General features: G+C 70.1%; 15 protein-coding genes and 1 pseudogene. 7 read left to right on the top strand and 9 right to left on the bottom strand.

Going from position 1 to position 19,179, the window contains the following annotated elements; all coding sequences use genetic code 11:
• Window positions 1–5: 5 nt before the first annotated feature.
• Both tsf and rpsB read right to left on the bottom strand, forming a co-directional pair.
• Window positions 6–830 (bottom strand): translation elongation factor Ts, encoded by an 825-nt coding sequence (tsf, locus tag K340_RS0103630; RefSeq protein WP_029135701.1) that lies wholly within the window; start codon window positions 828–830, stop codon window positions 6–8.
• A gap of 54 nt (window positions 831–884) precedes the next feature.
• Window positions 885–1,853 (bottom strand): 30S ribosomal protein S2, encoded by a 969-nt coding sequence (gene rpsB / locus K340_RS0103625; RefSeq protein WP_029135700.1) that lies wholly within the window; start codon window positions 1,851–1,853, stop codon window positions 885–887.
• Between the two features lie 346 nt (window positions 1,854–2,199).
• Between rpsB and K340_RS27270 the strand changes: the two genes are divergently transcribed.
• Window positions 2,200–2,766, top strand: coding sequence for a M23 family metallopeptidase (locus K340_RS27270; protein ID WP_037362628.1), 567 nt, complete (start codon window positions 2,200–2,202; stop codon window positions 2,764–2,766).
• Between the two features lie 32 nt (window positions 2,767–2,798).
• On the opposite strand, the gene K340_RS34945 is transcribed toward K340_RS27270, so the two are convergent.
• From K340_RS34945 to K340_RS0103600, 4 genes are all read right to left on the bottom strand, one after another.
• Window positions 2,799–4,457: an Ig-like domain repeat protein gene (locus K340_RS34945; RefSeq protein ID WP_161632047.1), complete on the bottom strand. Its 1,659-nt coding sequence runs from the start codon at window positions 4,455–4,457 to the stop codon at window positions 2,799–2,801.
• Between the two features lie 159 nt (window positions 4,458–4,616).
• Window positions 4,617–5,600 carry a tyrosine recombinase XerC gene (locus K340_RS0103610; protein WP_084614072.1) on the bottom strand — a complete coding sequence of 328 codons (984 nt, stop codon included), beginning with the start codon at window positions 5,598–5,600 and terminating at the stop codon, window positions 4,617–4,619.
• A gap of 72 nt (window positions 5,601–5,672) precedes the next feature.
• A complete protein-coding gene (locus K340_RS27260; RefSeq protein ID WP_051264995.1) occupies window positions 5,673–7,196 on the bottom strand; it encodes a xylulokinase in 1,524 nt (507 codons plus the stop codon).
• A gap of 51 nt (window positions 7,197–7,247) precedes the next feature.
• Complete coding sequence (locus tag K340_RS0103600; protein ID WP_029135698.1) at window positions 7,248–8,273, bottom strand: zinc-dependent alcohol dehydrogenase family protein; 1,026 nt, start codon at window positions 8,271–8,273, stop codon at window positions 7,248–7,250.
• 142 nt (window positions 8,274–8,415) lie between these two features.
• Here K340_RS0103600 and K340_RS0103595 point away from each other — a divergent pair, with 142 nt between their 5' ends.
• From K340_RS0103595 to K340_RS37395, 3 genes and pseudogenes are all read left to right on the top strand, one after another.
• A complete protein-coding gene (locus K340_RS0103595) occupies window positions 8,416–9,402 on the top strand; it encodes a LacI family DNA-binding transcriptional regulator (protein ID WP_245599463.1) in 987 nt (328 codons plus the stop codon).
• A gap of 54 nt (window positions 9,403–9,456) precedes the next feature.
• Window positions 9,457–9,936 (top strand): annotated as a pseudogene (locus K340_RS37225) (BREX system ATP-binding domain-containing protein); the annotation flags it as partial.
• A 669-nt stretch (window positions 9,937–10,605) separates the two neighbouring features.
• Window positions 10,606–12,312 (top strand): helix-turn-helix transcriptional regulator, encoded by a 1,707-nt coding sequence (locus K340_RS37395; protein WP_322786024.1) that lies wholly within the window; start codon window positions 10,606–10,608, stop codon window positions 12,310–12,312.
• On the opposite strand, the gene K340_RS0103585 is transcribed toward K340_RS37395, so the two are convergent.
• Window positions 12,238–13,038 carry an alpha/beta hydrolase gene (locus K340_RS0103585; RefSeq protein WP_029135696.1) on the bottom strand — a complete coding sequence of 267 codons (801 nt, stop codon included), beginning with the start codon at window positions 13,036–13,038 and terminating at the stop codon, window positions 12,238–12,240. The two genes, K340_RS37395 and K340_RS0103585, sit on opposite strands and share 75 nt — an antisense overlap.
• A 215-nt stretch (window positions 13,039–13,253) precedes the next feature.
• Between K340_RS0103585 and K340_RS0103580 the strand changes: the two genes are divergently transcribed.
• The 3 genes from K340_RS0103580 to K340_RS0103570 all read left to right on the top strand — a co-directional run bounded on the left by K340_RS0103580 (window position 13,254) and on the right by K340_RS0103570 (window position 16,025).
• Entirely contained in the window at window positions 13,254–14,033 is a 780-nt protein-coding gene (locus K340_RS0103580) for an SDR family NAD(P)-dependent oxidoreductase (protein ID WP_029135695.1), read from the top strand.
• 114 nt (window positions 14,034–14,147) lie between these two features.
• Complete coding sequence (locus K340_RS0103575; RefSeq protein ID WP_029135694.1) at window positions 14,148–15,065, top strand: NADP-dependent oxidoreductase; 918 nt, start codon at window positions 14,148–14,150, stop codon at window positions 15,063–15,065.
• Between the two features lie 60 nt (window positions 15,066–15,125).
• Window positions 15,126–16,025, top strand: a complete 900-nt coding sequence (locus tag K340_RS0103570) for an alpha/beta fold hydrolase (protein WP_029135693.1) — start codon at window positions 15,126–15,128, stop codon at window positions 16,023–16,025.
• 65 nt (window positions 16,026–16,090) lie between these two features.
• On the opposite strand, the gene dprA is transcribed toward K340_RS0103570, so the two are convergent.
• Both dprA and K340_RS0103560 read right to left on the bottom strand, forming a co-directional pair.
• Window positions 16,091–17,272 carry a DNA-processing protein DprA gene (dprA, locus tag K340_RS0103565; RefSeq protein WP_051264993.1) on the bottom strand — a complete coding sequence of 394 codons (1,182 nt, stop codon included), beginning with the start codon at window positions 17,270–17,272 and terminating at the stop codon, window positions 16,091–16,093.
• Window positions 17,269–18,783 (bottom strand): YifB family Mg chelatase-like AAA ATPase, encoded by a 1,515-nt coding sequence (locus tag K340_RS0103560; protein WP_029135691.1) that lies wholly within the window; start codon window positions 18,781–18,783, stop codon window positions 17,269–17,271. Before K340_RS0103560 ends, dprA begins: the two co-directional genes overlap by 4 nt.
• Window positions 18,784–19,179: the final 396 nt, after the last annotated feature.

Below are 19,179 nucleotides of genomic sequence, written 5' to 3'. Positions count from 1 at the left end.
GGCAATCAGAGAGTGCCGACCTCGAACCGGACGAAGTCGGTGACGGTGACGCCGGCCTCGGCCAGCTGGGCACCGACGGTCTTCTTCGAGTCCAGCACACTCGGCTGTTCGACCAAGACGCTCTCCTTGTAGAACCCGTTGACCCGACCCTCGATGATCTTGGGCAGGGCCGCTTCCGGCTTGCCCTCCTCACGTGCAGTCGCCTCGGCGATCCGCCGCTCGGACTCGACCACGTCGGCCGGGATGGCGTCCCTGGACACGTAGCGGGCCTTCAGTGAGGCGATCTGCAGGGCGGCGGCGCGAGCGGCCTCGGCCGCAGCATCGCCGTCACCGCTGTAGGCGACCAGCACACCGATCGACGGCGGCAGGTCCGCGGACCGCTTGTGCAGGTAGACCGTGGTCGGGGCGTCGAACTTGGCGACCCGGTTGAGCACCAGCTTCTCGCCGATCTTGGCGGACAGCGCGGTGACCGCGTCGGCCACCGTTCCGCCGTTCAGCGGAGCGGCCAGCACCGCCTCGACGGTCCCCTCGACGTCGCCCGCGGCAGCCTGGGCGACCGCGGCCGCCAGCTCCTGGAACTCGGAGTTCTTGGCCACGAAATCGGTCTCGGAGTTCAGCTCGACGAGCGCGTTGCCGCTGGTGGCGACCATGCCCTCGGCGGTGGTCCGCTCGGCCCGCTTGCCCGCGTCCTTCGCACCCTTGATCCGGAGCAGCTCGATGGCCTTGTCGAAATCGCCGTCGGTCTCCTCCAATACCTTCTTGCAGTCCATGAAACCGGCGCCGGTGAGTTCCCGGAGCCGCTTCACGTCAGCGGCGGTGTAGTTCGCCATGTGACGCTGTTCCCTCTTCTCCTGTGATCTGGTGATGGATGGTCGGCGGGCCGGTCAGGCCTGGCCGGCCTGCTCGTTCGGGACGACCTCGGCGACACCCTCGACCGCGTCCGCCTGCACCTGCAGCAGTGCCTCGGCACCGGCCTCGGTGACGGCCGCGGCATCCACCGGAGCCTCGGCGACCGGGGCAGCGTCAACGACCGGAGCGGCCTCGGCAGCCGGAGCAGCGTCCGCAGCCGGAGCAGCGTCGGCAGCGGAGACCTGCTCGCTGTTGGCGAGCAGCTCGCGCTCCCACTCGGCCAGCGGCTCTTCGCCCTGCTGCACCGCGGACGAACCGGAGCGCGCGATCAGTCCTTCGGCGACGGCCTCGGCGATCACCTTGGTCAGCACCGCGGCGGACCGGATGGCGTCGTCGTTGCCCGGTACCGGGTAGTCGACCTCGTCCGGATCGCAGTTGGTGTCGAGCACCGCGACCACCGGGATGTTCAGCTTGCGGGCCTCGCCGACGGCGATGTGTTCCTTCTTGGTGTCCACGATCCAGACGGCGCTGGGCACCTTGGACATGTCGCGGATGCCGCCGAGGGTCTTGGCCAGCTTGTCCTTCTCGCGGGTCAGCAGCAGAACTTCCTTCTTGGTGCGACCCTCGAATTCGCCGGACTGCTCCATCGCCTCGAGATCCTTGAGGCGCTGCAGGCGCTTGTGCACGGTGGAGAAGTTGGTGAGCATGCCGCCCAACCAGCGGTGGTTCACGTAGGGCATCGAGACCCGGGTCGCCTGCTCGGCGATGGCCTCCTGTGCCTGACGCTTGGTACCGACGAACAGCACCGTGCCGCCGTGGGCGACGGTCTGGCTGACGAACTCGAACGCCTTGTCGATGTAGGTCAGCGTCTGCTGCAGATCGATGATGTAGATGCCGTTGCGCTCGGTGAGGATGAAGCGCTTCATCTTCGGGTTCCAGCGACGGGTCTGGTGCCCGAAGTGGACGCCGGCGTCCAGCAACTGACGCATGGTGACGACAGCCATGGCTGTCCTTTCGTGTGGTGCCCGGTCGGTGGGCCCGATGGCCCAACGCCGCGCAGTTTCGGTTGTCGCCCCCGGCCGGGTGGCCGCGAGCCCTGACGCCCTCGGGCACACCACCCCGGCAGATCGCCGGGGACCATGATGTGCACCGCCGGTGCGGCTGATGGAACGGCCGCGGGAAAGGGCGTGCGAAGTCACCTCGTGCGAGCACAAGGTGCACGTCGATCTTACGGGAGGGCGGCACGGATGGACGAATCCGGCCGAATCGGGTTGTCCACACGGCGAAGGTTGTCCACCGTCATCGCCGACCGCCGCCCGCGCGCGGCACCGTGGGCCGCAGGCTCGACCGATGAGAGCCATCCTGCTGACCTCGGTGACCAGTGTGCTGCTGACCCTCGCGGTGCCCGGGAGTTCGACCTCCGCCACGGCGATGTCCGGCCGCGCCGGGCCACCGTCAGCCGCGTCCGGCCCTGGCGTCCTCGGGATGGCGTCCGTGCCGGCCGGCTACCAACTGCCGGTGCCGGGACCGCCGCGGGTGCTGACCCCGTTCCGGCCGCCGGCAGAACGCTGGGGCGCCGGCCACCGCGGCGTCGACCTCGCCGCGGCGGTGGGAACCGCGGTGCGCGCCGCCGGTGCCGGCACCGTCGCCTACGCCGGGCTGCTGGCCGGGCGTCAGGTGGTCTCGGTGCGGCACACCGACACCCTGCGCACCACCTACGAGCCGGTGCGGCCGAGTGTCAGGGCGGGCCAACGGGTGTCCGCCGGCGAGGTGATCGGGACCCTCGAGGCCGGCCATCCGACGTGCCGACCGGCCGATTGTCTGCATTGGGGCGCCCGAATCGGGGCCGATCACTACATCGACCCGTTGTCCCTGCTCGGCGGGCGTCGGGTTCGGCTCAAGCCCTGGGACGGCTAGCCGGCGGCCGGAACGGGCGGGCGCTCGACCGATCAGTAGGGGCCGTAGCCGAACACGTGCACGGTGTCGCCGTAGTCCAGGGCGTTCCAGTAGTAGGTCGCCGCCGAGTGCGACAGGTGGATGCAGCCGTGCGACAGCACGTACAGGCTGCCCTCGTGGAAGGCAGTGCCACCGTCGAAGAAGATCGCGTACGGCATCGGCGCATCGTCGAAGATGGACGACTTGTGGTCGATGTCCTTCCAGTACACCGAGAACATCCCGGCGGACGTGCGGTACCCGGGACGACCGGAGAGCATCGGGACCGGTCCGTAGATGATCCTGCCGTTCTGCTGGATCCAGGTGAGGTTGTGGGTGAGATCGACGCACGCCCGCGCGGCGCCCGAACAGCCGTTGACGAAGGGGGCGGTCACGGTGATCGTCGCGGTGCCGGACACCGCTGGGGTGTACCGGGCGTCGCCGCCATAGCTCACGACGACACGGTGGGTGCCCGCGCTCAACGTCGGCAGGTCGATCGCCGCACGACCGGACTTGAGTGGCTTGCTCCCCCGGTTCACGCCGTCCACCAGGAACTTGACCGTGCCGGCGGAGGCCGCCGGCCCGCCGCTCACTGCAGTGTTCACCCGGACCCGTTGCGTGGTCTTCACCGTGCTCGCGGACAGTGAGATGCCGACGCCGGGCCGCGCCTTGATCACGTCGAAGGCCTTGACCCCGGCACTGGCGGTGGCCCGAGCCTCGCCGGTGTACTTGGCGTTCAGGGTGTATCGACCCGGATTGAAGGCGAGGCCGACGGAGAACTTGGCCTGGCCGGAACTGAGCGCCTTGGTGCCGATCGAGTGCCCGTTGGCGGCCAGCGAGACGGAGCCCTTCGGACTGGACACCCCGGAGGCGGTCACCTTGACGGTGACCGGGAGTGCAGTGCCGTACGGAACCGGATTACGGGTGGGACTCGGCGACGTCGACGACGTGGCCTTGACGTTCAGCCGGACGGTGCCCGACACGGTCTGCGCGAAATGCGAGTCTCCGTCGTAGCGAGCATTGATGGCGTAACTGCCTGGTGCCAGCCGCGGCACCTTGACTTCACCGGTGCCGTTGCGCAGGCTGAACGCCGCCCGCGCAGTGCCGTTCACCAGGATTCGTACCGCACCGGTGACGGTCGCACCGGCGCCGACCACCTTCACCCGGACCGTGGTCTGCTGCGATCCGACCACGGTGGACGGCAGCAGGGTGACGGCGAAGCCGCCGGGGTGCGATTTGATCACGTCGACCGCCTTGCTGGCGGAACTCGCACCGTACGAGGAGTTCCCCGCGTAGGTCGCGGTCAGCGTGTGCCGACCGACCGACAGCGACGTCGGGAGCGCGAAGGTGGCCGCACCACCGGACAGTGACTTGGTACCGACCACGGTGGAACCCGCCCGCAGCGTCACCGAGCCGCTGGCGTTGTTCGAGATCTTCACCTGCACGGTCGTGCGCTTGCCGAACGGGATCACCGTGCTCTGCGGCGTCACCGTCGCGGTCGTGCCAACCTTCGCGAGGGTGGCGGCCGCCGGGGCCACCGCAACCGGGGCCGCGCCGACGGGAGCCGCCAGGATCACCCCGGCGGCGACCGCGATGGCCGCTCCGAGCGAAAGGGCAGAGCGAGTTCGGCGCGGTCGGCGAACCGTTCGCCGGGTCTGGTCGACGACTGTCTGCATGCTGGACTCCTTAGCCCCTCGATACGTCCCCCGGCCCACCCCAACGGTCCCCATCGGCCGTCGGCAGGCTGGCTCATCGTACCGAAGATGCACGAGCTCGGTTCCCGGTTGCGTCCGGCCCGGTTTTACCGACAGATTTGGCCCGTTCGGCCCATCGGGTCACGCGCGCGGATGAGCCTGCCGGTAGACGGCGGCCAGCCGCTCGGCCGACACATGCGTATAGATCTGCGTCGTGGCCAGGCTCGAATGCCCGAGCAGTTCCTGGACGGTACGCAGGTCGGCACCTCCGTTGAGCAGATGGGTGGCCGCGGTATGCCGAAGACCGTGCGGTCCGAGCTCGGGTGCGCCGTCGAGCGCGGCCGTCCTGCGGTGCACCAGGGTGCGGACGGCGCGCTGGTCGATCCGACCACCGCGCCGACCGAGAAAGACCGCGGCACCGGAACCGTCGGTCGCCAGTTCGCGCCGCCCGGTCTGCAGCCACTGCCCGACCGCGCGCCCGGCAGGGACCCCGTACGGCACCGTGCGTTCCTTGTCGCCTTTGCCGATCACCCTGAGCAGCCGGCGCGCGTGATCGATCGATCCCAGGTCGAGTCCGGTCAGCTCGGACACCCGGATGCCGGTGGCGTACAACAGCTCGAGGATCGCCTGATCGCGCAGCGCGATCGCGACGTCGGCCGGGTCTGCATCGGGCCCGTCGGCGACCGGCGGCGCCGCCAGCAGCCCGCTGGCCTGGTCCTCGCGCAGCACTCCCGGCAGGTTCCTGGCGATCTTCGGTGATGCGAGCCGAGCCCCCGCGTCTGTCGTACTGCGTCCGGTGCGTCGGCACCAACCGGTGAACGCCCGGGCCGCCGCGGCCCTGCGGGCCAGCGAAGCCGGTGCCCCGCCGAGGGTCCGGAGCTTGGCCAGCCAACTACGCAGGGTCGCCAATTCGAGCTGTTCCGGAGTGACGACGCCGAGCCGACCGGCGTGGGCCAGCAGCGATGCGATATCCGCTGTGTAGGCGGTCACGGTGGCCGCCGACAGCGAGCGCTCAGCGGCCAGGTGCCGGACGAATCCGTCCAACGCAGCCGTCAGCGGTTCCGGCAGCGAGTCCCGCGCCGCGGCCGTTCCGGCCCGGCGGTTGGCGGAACTGTTCGGCGTCACGCTTGAGACGATGGCCGCACCCGGGCCGCCGGTCAAGCGCGGCGCGCGGCCCGCCGGGCCGCCGCCGGTGGATCAGACCGGACGAACGTCACTGCCTGGTCCCGGCGATCGGGTTCCACGCACCGCCGTCAACAGCCGGTGTGCCTCCTGCCTGCGCTGCCGGTACCGATCGGTGAAGGCCGCTCTCGGCCGGGCGACCGGGGTGACCGACGGCTGCACCGAGCCGATCAACGATCCCTCGTCGATCAGGTCGGCGGCCAGTGCCCCGGTCAACGCCGCCCCCGAGGCCGACGCGCCCGGTACCTCCAGTGCGTCCAACCGGGCCCCCAGCACATCGGCCAGCAGCTGCCGCCAGCCGGCGGCCAGGCTGCCACCGCCGCCGAGCCTGATGGCCGCTGCCGTGGAGGCGGTGCCCGGCAAGGCGTCCCGGGCGTCGGCGATGGCGAAGGCGACCCCTTCCAGCGCGGCCCGGAGCAGGTCACGGCGAAGATGCCGGCCGGTCAGCCCGATCCAGGAGGCGGTCAACGAGGTGTCCAGGTGCGGGGTCCGCTCGCCCGCGAGGTACGGCAGGAAGATCGGGCCCTCGTCGTCGGGCTCCGGGTCGTCGTCGACCGCGGCATACAGCTCTGCCCACGACACGTCGAGGGTCCGCCGGACCCAGTCCAGCGCCGACCCGCCGTTGAGCACCGCCGCCATCGCGTACCAGCCGTTCGCGGTCGCGGCCCGGTAGGTGTGTGTCGTCGGCTCGCCGGCGGCGGACAGTGCGTCGAGGGTCGGTGCGGCCACCGGGGTGATCAGCTGCGCCCCGGTGCCGATGGTCAGTTGCAGGCAACCGATCTCCGTCAGCCCCGATCCCAGGGCGGCCGCCGCCGTGTCCGCGGCGCCGGCCGCCACCACCAGGCCGGCCGGGAGCCCGAGTTCGGCCGCGGCACTGCCGAGCAGCTCCCCCGCCCGGTCGCCCGAGCACGTCAGCAAGGGCGCGAACAGCGCCGGGTCGAGGCCGAGTGCCTCGATCACCTCGCCGTCCCACCGCCGGCCGACCAGGTCGTACAACAGGGTGGCCGACGCATCGCTGGGTTCGGACCGGAACTCGCCGGTGAGCCTGGCCCTGATCCAGTCCTTGGGCTGCAGCGCCCACTTCGCCCGGCGCATCGTCTCCGGTTCTTCCACTGCCAGCCAGGCCAACAGCGGTCCGGCCATCCCTGGACTGAGCGGATTTCCCAGCCTGGCCCGGGTCGCCGTCGGCAGGTCGCGATAGATCGTCAGCTGCGGCTCCGCCCGGGAATCGGACCAGAGCATCGCCGGCCGGAGCGGTTTTCCGGATGCGTCGCACACCACCACCCCGTGCATCTGGCCGGACAGGCCGATGCCGATAGGCATCCGATCGGACTGTGCCCTGACCCGGCCGACGGCGTCCACGACGGCCGCCCACCACAGGGCCGGATCTGTTTCCGCCCAGCGCGTCCGCGGCCGCTGCACCGGATAGTCGACGACGGCGGTCGCCAGCGTGCTCCCGCCCAGCTCGACCAGCACCACCTTGACCGAGCTGGTGCCCAGATCGATACCCAGCAGTGCGCCGTCAACCCGTACTGTCACTGCCGTCCTCCAGATCTTTCGAACCGGTCGGTTGTCGCGGTGTCGAACCGGTCAGGGAACGATGACGACCTTGTGCGCGGTCTTGTCCTTGGCCAGTGTCCGAAGGGCGGTCCCGTACTCGTCCAGCGAGAACCGGTGGGTGATGATGCCGTCCGTCCGGACCCGTCCGGCCCGCAGGGCCGCGATGGTGGCGCCGAACGAGGTCATCTCGGCGAACGAACCCTTGATGGTGATCTCCCGGCGGAAGACGTCGTAGGGGTGGAAGGTCATCACCTCGTCCGCCCTGGTGACGCCGTAGATCAGCACGGTGCCACCGTTGCGGGTCAACGGGACGCAGATGTCGCCGACGGTGGTGGCACCGGTCGCCTCGACGACGATGTCGTAGCCGTCGCCGGACGGTGAGGCCGCCCGCAGCGCCTCGATGTTGCCGGCCGCGTCGTTCCGGTCGATCAACACGGCATTGGTGGCGCCCAACGCCTTCGCCGTCTCCAACTTGAACGGGGTCGGGCCGGCGACGGTGACGGCGGTGGCACCGCCGGAGGCGATCAGCTGGGCGAGCAGCAACCCGGTCGGCCCGGCTCCGATCACCAGCGCGGTGGAACCCGGCCGGACGTTCAGCGTCTCCAAGCCGTGCATGGCGCAGGAGGCCGGCTCGGTGAAGACCGCGGTGTCCACTCCCATACCCTCCACCGAAAAGACCAACTGCTCCGGCACGCAGCCGTACTCGGCGAAGAATCCGGGCATGTTCGAACCCAGCCCGGTCGAGTTCTCGCAGAGGATCACCCGGCCGGACAGACAGTAGGAACACAGGCCGCAGGGCAGGTTCGGGTTGACCGTCACCTGCTCGCCGATCGAGAACCGGGTCACCCCCTCGCCCAACGCAGCGACCGTGCCGACCACCTCGTGTCCGGGGATCATCGGGAACTTGGCGTCGAAATCGCCGTGGTGCAGGTGCAGGTCGGTCCCGCACACCCCGGTCTGGATCACCTTGATCAGCACCTGGCCCGCGGCCGGCTGCGGGGTCTGGATCTCGACCACTTCGAACTCGGTGGGCGCGGTGTAGCGAACTGCTCTCATCGTCGCGGCAACTTTCTGTCGGTACCGGGTATCTGCCGCCGAGCGTAGAGCACGTGGACGTATCTGTCACCGGTGACAGAGGCCGTTCCTGACACCGGTGACAGAACCCCGGTTGACGGCTATCGTCGCTCGGGTGAGCACCATGCGGGAGGTTGCAGCGCTGGCCGGTGTCAGCGGCAAGACGGTGTCCAGAGTGATCAACGACGACCGATACGTGTCCGCGGAGGTCCGCGAGCGGGTGCAGCGGGCGATCGCCGAGCTGGCGTACGTGCCGAACATGTTGTCCCAGACCTTTCGCACCGGCCGGGACAACGCGATCGGTGTCGCGGTCCCCGACCTGGCCGACCCGTTCTTCGGGGCGGTCGTGCAGGCCGTCACCGAAAGGGCACGGGAACGTTCGGTTGCGGTGCTCATCACCAGCCTCGGATCTCGCCCGCAGGACGAACAGCCGGCGGCGGAGTCGTTGCTCCGCAGGCACATCGCCGGGTTGATCGTCGCGCCGACCAGCGACGACCACCGCTACCTGCAGCCGTGGCGGGCCGGCACAGCGTTCGTCTTCATCGATCGACCACCGCGGCATCTGGCGGCCGATGCCGTCGTGCAGGACGATGCCGGTGGAGCCCGGGCTGCGGTGGAGCACCTGCTGGCGAACGGCCATCGCCGGATCGCCTTCATCGGTTGGGATTTGACGCTGACCACGATCCAACACCGACGGGATGGTTACCGAGCAGCGTTGCGCAGCGCAGGGGTACCGCCGGACCACCGGCTGGAGCGCGTGCTGGACCCAGCGGTCGGACCCTCTGCGGCATTAGCCGCCCTCTCGGAGGTTGCCGATCCGCCAACCGCGATCTTCAGCGCGGACTCACAGACCTCCATTGCGTTGGTGCCCGAACTGCACGCGCGCCGCAATCGGGGGCTCGCGCTGGTGAGCTTCGGTGATTTTCCGATGGCCGCAGCGCTGCGGCCGTCCGTCAGCGTTGTCGATCAGGACCCGGCCGCACTCGGTGACGCCGCCGCGGAACGGCTGTTCACCCGGGTCGACCACCCGACGCGCCGACTGCGCCGTCAGATCGTCATGCCGGTCCGACTGCAGGTCCGGCAGTCGAGTGCGCGTCCCCGCGTCCGGTGAGGTCGGTGCTGCCGGACGGGTGACTTTGGTGACCCAGGGCACCCAAAGCGGCATTATCGGCAGATGCTGCTCGGACGGGACAAAGTGCTCGGGCAGCTGGACGCCCGGTTGGCCGCCGCTGCGGCAGGCGACGGCAGCACCCTGGTGGTCCGCGGCGAGCCGGGCATCGGCAAGTCGAGTCTGCTGGCCGCGCATGCACAGCGCGCCCGCGACCGCGGATTCGTGCTGTTGCGGACCACCGGTGTCGAGGCCGAGACGCCGTTGCCGTACGCCGGCCTGCAGCAGTTGCTGCGGCCCGTCATCCACGACGCAGACCTGCTGCCAGCCGGTTTGCGACTGGCGCTGCACACCGCGTTCGGGATCAGGGTCGGACCACCACCGGAACTCTTCGCAGTGGCGATGACGGTGCTCGCCCTGATCACCGACGCAGCAGCCAGGACCCCCGTCGCGGTGGTGATCGACGACCTGCAGTGGCTCGATGACGCCAGCATCTCGGCGCTCGGCTTCGTCGCCCGCCGGGTCGCGGACGACCCGGTGCTGGTGGTAGCCACGATCCGGACCGCCCATCGGGTGCCGACCTGGGAGGACTTCGCCGATCTTCACCTGCCGCCGTTGGACGACGCCAGCGCCCGCGGTCTCATCGAACAGTCCGACGTCCGGCTCCCGGCCGAGAGCGTCGAGCGGATCCTGCGGCTGGCCGGCGGGAATCCGCTGGCCCTGGTCGAACTGCCGACGGTGTGGCAGCCCGAACACCTGCCCGGGACCGACGACGCCCCGCTCACCGCGCGACTCGAGCGTGCCTTCGGGCACCGGACCGCAGAGTTGCCGGCCGACACCCGGGACGTGCTGTTGGTGGCCTCGGTCGACGATGAGGACGATCTCGGAGAGATCCTCGCCGCCGCAACCGTTCTCTCCGGTCGGCAGGTCGGAGTCGCGGCTCTGGCGCCGGCCGAGCGGGCGGGGCTGGTGCGGGTGGGTTCGACGCGGTTGCGCTTCCGTCACCCGCTGATCCGGTCCGGTGTGCGCCAGTCGGAGGGCCGGCTGCGCCGGCACGCTGCCAACGCCGCGCTGGCGGACATCCTGATCCGGGATCCCTTCCGCCGCAGTTGGTACCGCTCGCAGTCGGTCGTAGGGCCGGACGACGAGGTGGCCGACGCGCTGGAGGCCAACCATGACGAATGCATCCGTCGCGGCTCGATCCGGATGGCTATCTCTGCCCTGGAACGGGCCGCCGAACTGACCGCCGATCCGGCCGGACGGGGACGTCGGCTGCTGTTGGCCGCCGAACTCGCCTTCACCCTCGGACAGGTCGAGCTGGTCGCCCGGCTGGTCGGGGCGGCTGCGCGGACGCCGCTGTCCGCTTTGGACCTGACCAGGGTGGAATGGCTCCGGGAGATCTTCAGCGACGGTGTTCCCGGTGATGCCGGCCGGGTACACCAGTTGTGCCAGGGGGCCGCCGTCGCGGCCGGCGCGGGCGACCTCGATCTGGCACTGAACCTGTTGCTGGGCGCAGCGTTGCGCTGCTGGTGGGCGGACTGCGGGCCCCGGGCCGGCGCCGAGGTGGCCAGCACCCTTCGGTCGCTGTCAGGGGCGAATCTGGACGCCAGATACGTCGCGGCACTGGCCGTCGCCGAACCCGTCGGCTGTGCCGCCGATGTGGACGAGTTGCTGTCCGCGGTGGTGACGGAGTCGGTGGTCGATCCCGATGCGCTGCGGCTGCTCGGGATGGCGGCGCACGCGATCGGCGACCAGCCACGGGCCGCGGACTTCCTGGAACGCGCGCAGCACACCTGCCGGGCCGAGGGCCGGCTGGGGTTGCTGGCCCAGGTTCTCGGAATGCATGGGTCGGTACTGCTGGACCTGGGCGATTGGCATGGCGCCGGCGCCGCCTCGGCGGAGGGCAGAAGGGCCGCCGCCGACACCGGACAACCGATCTGGAGCGCCGGGACCCTGGTCAACGAGGCCAGGGTGGCCGGCCTGACGGGCCACGGGGCGCTGGCCCTCGAGCTGGCCGACCAGGCGGATCGTTCGTTGATGTCGCACCCGCTCAACGACTTCCGGGCCTGTGGGCAGCTCGCCCGCGGCTTCGCACTGCTCAGTGACGGCCGGTATGCGGATGCCTTCCGCGCATTGTCCAGAGTGTTCGACACCGCGGACGCCTGCCATCATCAGCGCGAGCAGTTCAGCGGCATCATGTTCCTGGCGGAGGCCGCCGTGCATGTCGGTGAACAGGCCGCGGCCAGGCGGGTGCTGGCCGACATGGAGCAGCTGGCCACGATCACCCCGTCACCCCTGTTGCGGGTGCAACTGCTGTACTCGCGGGCCGTGCTGGCGCAGGACGCGGACGCCGACCGGCTGTTCGTCCAAGCGCTGGCCGCCGACCTTGACCGGTGGCCCTGGGTGCTGGCGCGCGTCGAACTGGCCTACGGCAGCTGGCTGCGCCGGCACCGCCGGGTCGCCGAGTCGCGGCAGTATCTGCGGTCGGCCCACCACCGACTTGAGCAGATCGGTGCCGCCGCCTGGGCCGGTCAGGCGGCCGCCGAGCTCGCCGCCACCGGTGCCGGACGATCGACAGCAGTCGCGGAGACGGCGCGGATTCCACTGTCGGCGCAAGAACTTCAGATCGCACTGTTGGCCGCCGACGGCCTGTCCAACCGGGAGATCGGCAGTCGGCTGTTCCTGTCCCACCGGACGGTTGGTTCCCACCTCTACCGGATCTTCCCGAAACTCGACATCAGCTCCCGCGGCCAGTTGGCGGGCCGGCTCGCGGCGGCCAGCCGACGACCGGAACCGTCAACGGGCGGCCGCGCCGGCGCGTCCGGCCGCGGACCGGCGTCAGAGACCCTGTTCGGTCAACCAGCCCAGGCAGCCGTCGGCGACGTCGCGCCATCCGGCATCGATGGTCAATGAGTGGCCGCGCCCGGCGAACTCGAGAAGTTCGGTGACGGCGGAGGAATGGCGGTACTGCTTGAAGGTGGACTTGGTGATGGACTCGGGCACGGTGTGGTCCTCGCTGGCCATCACCAGCAGCAGCGGCCCGCGATCGGCGTTGTCCGTCTGCACCTTGGCCGGTGAGTGCAGCGAGAAGTTCGCCGCGGCGGCCTCGAACAGCGGCCTGCCGGGTGCCGGAATGGTCCACTTGTCGAACAGCGCCTGCGATTCGTCCTCGCTGAGCGCATTGCCGAAGCTGTACCGGAATTCGTCGGCGGTGAGCGATACCGCCCGGTGCTTGTTGGCGGGATTCTTGAAGACCGGCAGGGTGGCTCGCAACGACGACAGCGGCAGCGGCAGCACGCCCTTGATCTGCGCGGCATCGATGCCGATGGCCGCCGCGCCGTGGTTCTCCCCCAACAACTTCTCCGCGATCATCCCGCCGAAGGAGTGACCGATCAGGATCGGCGGCACCTCCAGCTCCGCGACGATCTTCGCGTAGTGCTCGGTGACGTCTTCGATGCCGTGATCGGCGATAAGTTCCGGGTGCTGCCTGGCCTGTTCGACCGTGTCAGGGTCTCCGGGCCAGCCGGGCGCGATCGGCTGGTAGCCGTGCTGCTGGAAGTACTCCATCCACGGCGTCCAGGACGTGGCATGCAGCCACAGCCCGTGAATGAAGACGACGGGTCGTTGCGGTTCGCTCATCTGAGAAGTCCTCCTGGGCCGTCGGGGTCGCATCGCCGTGATCGTCACACCGGGACCCGGATCTGCACTTCGGTCAGATGACTGCAGTCGGATGACCAGATGACTGCAGTCGGATGACGGAAGCCGCCGCGGCGCGCCGGTCCTACCGTCGGCACCGAGCCTGCGGTTCGGCACTGTGCCGGGCCGCGGCGGTCGGAGAAGGAGCAAACGGCGTGCTGGAACTCGGACTTGCCGGTCGGACCGCGGTGGTCACCGGCGGCGGCCGCGGCATCGGGCTGGCGGTCGTGCGAGCCTGCTTGCGGGAAGGGATGCAGGTGATCGCCGGCGCCCGGCACCTGCCGGAGCCGTTGGCGCAGGATCAGTCTGCCGGTCCCGTCCAGTTCGTCGAGGTGGACCTCGGCTCGCCGGACGGCCCCGCCGAACTCATCGCGGCCGCCGGTGATCGGATCGATCTGCTGGTCAACAACGTCGGGTCCGCACCCGCTCGAACCGGTGGTTTCCTGGCGATCACCGACCAGCAGTGGGCAGACACGTTCGACATCAACCTGATGGCCGCGGTTCGCACCACCCGCGCGGCGCTGCCGGTGATGCTCGCCGGGAACGGCGGCTCGATCGTCTTCACCGGTTCGGTCAACGCAATGCTGCCGGACCCGGCGGTGCTGGACTACAGCGCTGCCAAGGCTGCCTCGTCCAGCCTGGCCAAGTCGCTGTCCAAGGAATTCGGCCGCCGCGGAATCCGGGTGAACAGCGTCGCGCCCGGACCGGTGGCCACCGATCTGTGGCTCGGCGCCGGCGGCGTCGCGCGGACGGTCGCCGATCGGACCGGCGGCTCCGCCGACGACGTGGCGGCCGCAGCCGCCCAGCAGATGATCACCGGCCGGTTCACCCGACCTGAGGAGGTGGCCGACCTGATCCTGCTGCTGGCCGGAGCGCCGTCGGCCAACGTCACCGGCGCCACGTACATCATCGACGGCGGCCTGATCACCACCCTGTGATCTCCGCGCCCTCGGTGCCGAGCACGGAAAGGAACGCATGCCATGTCGAGGAATTCCACCGCGCGCGGTCCTGCGGTCGTGCCAGGTACCCGTTCCGGTCCGGTGCCGGCAACCATGTCAGCACTGCGGGCGCACCGACGGGGCGGGCCCGAGCAACTGGCCTTGGAGCCGGCCCCGACGCCGCCCGTGGCCGACGACGAGGCATTGATCGAGGTGCATGCCGCCGCCATCACCTTCGCCGAACTCGGGTGGGACGAGGTCTGGAAGCACCTGCCGATGATTCCGTCCCACGAGGTGTCGGGAGTGGTCGTCGCCGTCGGTCGGTCAGTGACCTGGCCGCAGGTCGGCGATCAGGTGTACGGCCTGATCCGGTTCGACCGCGACGGAGCCGCCGCCGAGTATGTCTCGGTACCGGCCGCCGACCTCGCGCCGCGGCCACGGACGGTCGGACACACCGTCGCCGCTGCGGTGCCGCTCGCCGCGCTGACGGCCTGGCAGGCGCTCGTCGACCAGGCGAAGGTCCAGCCGGGCGAGCGGGTGTTGGTGCACGGCGGCGCCGGTGGCGTGGGTTCGTACGTCACCCAGATCGCCGCCCGACTGGGCGCGCGGGTGACGGCCACCGCCTTCACCGCCGACGTGGCACACGTCCTGCGACTCGGCGCCCACCGGGTGATCGATGTTGCCACGCAACAGTTCGACGCGACACCGGCGGCGTTCGACGTGGTCATCGACACGGTTGGCGGCGCGACCCTCGAGCGCTCGTACCCAGTGCTGGTCGCCGGCGGTCGACTGGTGACACTGCAGGCGCCGCCGTCCGCCGAAATGGTCGCGCGGCACGGCATTCAGGGTTTGTTCTTCGTCGTCAGCCCGAACCGCGACGAACTGAGTGCGCTCGCTGCGATGGTGGACGCCGGCGAACTCGAGGTCAAGATCGCTTCCACCTTTCCGCTTTCCGCCGGCCGGGCTGCCTTCGAAAGCGGCGCGCACTTCGACCGCCCGCCCGGCAAGACGGTGCTACTGGTCCGTGACTGACGGACCACAGACACGCATCCGGCAGACACCCGACCGACGACACCGACGAAGGGCACACCCATGAAGCCGCAGACACACCGTCACTCACCGCACCGCCGTCGCCGGACCCTGGGGGTGACCCTGGCCGTCGTCGGCCTGATCCTCGCCGGCGTGGTCCCTGCGTCTGCCGCAGCCGGCTCCGCGGCCGCGGCCCACTCGTTGCCGAAAGCCGCAGCCCAGCACCCCACCCAGCATCCGCAGGGGCCGGTGCCCACCGTCGTGTTGGTGCACGGTGCCTGGGCGGACGGCGCCAGCTGGAGTGGCGTGGTCCAGCGGCTGCAGGACGATCGGGTCGACGTTCAGGTGTTCCCGACACCTTTGCAGAGCCTGTCCGACGACAGCGCGGCGCTCCGTGATTTCCTCGGCGCCATCGACGGTCCGATCGTATTGGTAGGCCATTCCTACGGAGGCGCGGTGATCAGCGATGCCGCTACCGGCAATGCGAACGTCAAGGCCCTGGTCTATGTCGACGCGTTCGCGCCCGACCTGGGCGAGCCCGTGCTGGCGCTGCCCGGACCCGATTCGGCGTTGGCCGACCCGGATCCCACCAAGCTCTTCCGGTTCGTCCCGACGACCCTGCCACCCACTGCCGCCACCGAGCTGTATGTGCTTCCAAAGCTGTTCGTGACGGCGTTCGCCAACGATCTGCCCGGCCGGATTGCGAAGGTGCTGGCGGTGTCCCAACGACCGGTGACATTGGGCGCACTCCGCGAACCGTCGTCGGCACCCGCCTGGAAGAGCATCCCGTCGTGGTATCAGATCGGCACCATCGACAAGGTGATCCCGGCCGCGGCCCAGCGGGCGATGGCCGTCCGCGCCGGATCCCACATCAGCACCGCGAGAACCGGTCACCTGCCGATGATCTCCGATCCTCGATCGGTCACCAGGACCATCGAGGCGGCGATCGACGGCACCCGCTGACCCGGCACAGGCCGGACCCGCGCGTTCATCGCAGCAGGCGCCACCACAGGTTCTGCCTGGGCCACTCACCGCAGCCGACGCCAGTTCGGGCCATCGCGTTCGGCCAGTTCCTGCAGCTCGAGTTCGGCCAACGCGATCATCACCTCGCCGGCCGGTACACCCGACTCCTGGGCGAGTTCCCAGACCGTCCGGCCACCGCGCCCGGGCAACGCCTCGTACACCTTCGCCGTCTCACCGACCACCAGATCCGTGGGTTTGGCGGGCATCTCCGGCGGCGGGCTCAGCTCGAACAGCCCCATCGCGTCCAGCACATCGGACGCGCTGGTTGCCACCACCGCCTGGCCCTTGCGCAGCAGATCGTGGCACCCGATGGACAGCGCCGAGGTCACCGGACCGGGTACCGCCATCACCACCCGGTTGAGCTCCGTCGCCGCGTTGGCGGTACTGATCGTCCCAGACCGACGGCCCGCCTCGACGACCACCGTCACCGCTCCGAATGCGGCGATCAGCCTGTTGCGCACCAGGAATCGGTGCCGGGCCGGTGTTGTCCCCGGCGGGTACTCGCTGAGCACCACCCCGCCACCGGCCGCGATCTCGTCGATCAACTCCTTGTTCGCCACCGGGTACACGCGGTCGATCCCGCAGGCCAGGACCGCGATCGTGGATCGCGCACCTGCAGCGCTCATCGCCCCGCGGTGCGCCGCCGCGTCCACCCCGAAGGCCGCCCCGGACACCACTCGAGACCCCCGGCCGGCCACGTCCCCGGCCAGTTCCGCCGCTACCCGCCGGCCGTAGGCCGTGCATGCCCGGCTGCCGACGATCGTCACCGCCCCTCGTTGCTCCGGTGGCAACGCCGTGCCGCGCACGTACAACCCCAACGGAGCCACCAGGTCCGACATCTCGAAGGCGGCCATCGTCGCCGCCGGCCACTCGTCCTGTTCGGGCACCACCAGCCGCGCCCCAGACTCGCTGGCTCGGCGCAGGTCGTCGATCGCCAATCGCTGCAGCTGATCCGCCGTGGACCCATCCGTCCGGCCCGACGCCGAGCGCCGTAGTCCGCCCGGCGCAGCTCTGTGACGGATCTTCTCCCAGGCCAGTACCGGCCCATGCTCGGCGACGAAGGCGGCCAGCGTCGGGCTCGGTGGTTCGATCACCCGCAACAGCCCGGCCCTGGCCACCCGGATCTCGTCGATACTCTCGCCCATGGTCAGCTGCTCTCCTTGTCCCACACCGTATTTCGCCGTCACAGCCCCTCCCCGCAGCGCAGCGCCAAGGCCCGCCCCACGTCGCCCCGGTTCGGTATCTCCCGACCGGCCAGATCCGCGCTGGTCAGCGCCAAGCGCAACACCCGGTCGAACCCCCGGCCGGTCAGCCGACCCGTCCGCACCGCCCGCTCCACCAGTTCCGTCTCCGACCGGCCCGCCCGCCATTGCCGACGCACCACGGGGCCTGGCGCTTCCGCGTTCAACCGCCACGGTGTCGATCGCCACCGGTAGGCCGCGCGCTCCCTGGCCACCAGCACTCGTTCCGCGATCGGCGCCGAGGCCTCCGGCTTCTCCGCGGACTGCGTCAGCGATGCCGGATCCAGCGGCGGGATGTCGACGCGGATGTCGATCCGATCCAGCAGCGGCCCGGAGATCCGGCTCAGGTACCGCCGGCGGATGCCCGAGGCACAGGTGCAATCGACATCGCGGGCCGCTGCACACGGGCACGGGTTGGCCGCGATCACCAACTGGAACCTGGCCGGGAACCGCACCGCTCCACTTGCCCTGGCCAACATCACCCCACCCGACTCCAGCGGCTGCCGAAGCCCGTCCAGCACAGTAGGTTTGAACTCGGGTGCCTCATCCATGAACAGCACGCCGCGATGTGCGAGGCTGACGCTGCCCGGCCGGATCAGCGAGCTGCCGCCGCCGATCACCGCGGCCAGCGACGCGGTGTGGTGCGGGTCGACGAACGGCGGCCGGGTGATCAACGGTGTCTCATCGTCCAACCCGCCGGCCACCGAGTGCACCGCGGTCACTTCCAGCGACTGCGCGGCGTCCAGCCCCGGTAGCAAACCGGGAAGGCGGGTAGCGAGCATGGTTTTGCCGGAACCGGGCGGCCCGATCATGGCCAGGTGGTGGCCGCCCGCCGCGGCGACCTCCAACGCCGCCCTGGCCTCCGGTTGACCGAGGACCTCGGACATGTCGGCGATCCGCGGCGGCCGCGGCACCGGTACCGGCGGACAGTCGACGAGACGATCCGATTCCCCGTTGAGATGGGCCAACAGGTCCGCCAGCTCCGCGACCCCCTGGACATCCAGCCCGGACAGCGCCGCCTCGGTCAGGTTCGCCAGCGGAACGATCGCCCGACGCCGGCCGGATGCCCTGGCCGCCAACAACAACGGCAGCACTCCCCGAACCGGTCGGATCCCCCCATCGAGTCCCAGTTCGCCGATCAGCACGGTATCCCCGGCCCGCCCCCGAGGTACTACCTCGGCAGCCTCGAGCACGGCGATCGCCAGCGCCAGGTCGAAACCGGCGCCCTTCTTCGGCAACGCCGCCGGCGACAGGGCCAGGGTGATGCGCAGGTCCGGCCACTTGTGACCGGAGTTGATCACCGCCGCCCGCACCCGGTCCCGGGCCTGATAGACCGCGGCGTCACCGAGCCCGATCACCAGGGTTCCCGGCAACCCACCGGCCAGATGTGCCTCCACCTGCACCAGATGTCCCGTCACCCCGTCCAACGCCACCGACCACGTCCGCGCCAACGACATTCGCCTGACCCCCTCACCTACCGAACGTCCCGAAGCGGGCCATCGGTCGGTTCCAGCCTCGCCCTCGATGCCGATTCAGGCGGAGACACCACCAACGAATGTGGAAGAAATCAGCTGTGTGGACACCCTGACACGGACAGATCCGCCCGGTCGCGAAACCACATCGACCACTTCCGGCAGATCCCCGGCGGACAGTGACGCCGCCACACCCATCAGCTGCGAAGCAGTCGAGCCGCTGGTCCCTTGCGGGCCGGTGACGGCGAGTCCGCGAAGTGCTGGATGGCCCTGCTCGACGAGCTCCGCCACCCGGGGTGAAAGACATGTTCAGAGCCACCATCGGGCACTCGATGCTCGGTAACGGACGACGGCGCGGCACGCAGATGCTGTGACGTGCTG

This window comes from Nakamurella lactea DSM 19367 (assembly GCF_000426645.1).
Taxonomy (GTDB): domain Bacteria; phylum Actinomycetota; class Actinomycetes; order Mycobacteriales; family Nakamurellaceae; genus Nakamurella; species Nakamurella lactea.
The sequence above is the reverse complement of the archived record's forward strand: the minus strand, read 5'-3'. Positions and strand labels throughout refer to the sequence as shown.